Consider the following 515-nt stretch of genomic DNA (forward strand, 5'->3'; position numbering starts at 1 on the left):
TCTGGAACGTCTCCACCCGCCCCGAGGGGCGAGCCGCCGCCAGCCACATCGCCTTCTCCGATCAAAAACACTTGTCCGGCCTGCGAAATCCGTGCCCGGCGCTGGCTATGCGCCGCCACCTCTGTCTATCGTCGCCCAGCACCCTCAGGAGCCCACCATGAGCACCGTCCCCAAAACGCCCGAACAGGCGGCAGACAATCAGAACGATGACGGCGGCGAGTATTTCGAGGCGCCGATCGTCGGTGAGCTGGAGGCCGATCCGGTATCGGACGAACACTTCGACACGCCCGAAGTGCCGGACTCCGAACCGGCAGGCCCCGGCGCCCACCGTGGCAAGCCGAAGAAAAAGCCGTCGGCGATATCGGGCCGCAAATTCCGCAAGCGCGATCTGGTGCGCATCGACACGCTGCGCCCGAGCCTCGCCGACCGCATCCGCTCGGACCATCCCGACCTGCCGGCCGGCGCCCGCATCAGCCGCGCCGAGCTCGGCCGCTACCGCATGCGCTATATGGAGG

1 pseudogene is annotated in these 515 nt (G+C 67.6%); it reads left to right on the top strand.

Going from position 1 to position 515, the window contains the following annotated elements:
• Positions 1–157: 157 nt before the first annotated feature.
• Positions 158–515 (top strand): annotated as a pseudogene (locus EN991_RS39240) (hypothetical protein); the annotation flags it as partial.

Source organism: Mesorhizobium sp. M7A.F.Ca.US.005.03.2.1 (assembly GCF_003997795.1).
Classification (GTDB): Bacteria; Pseudomonadota; Alphaproteobacteria; order Rhizobiales; family Rhizobiaceae; genus Mesorhizobium; species Mesorhizobium ciceri.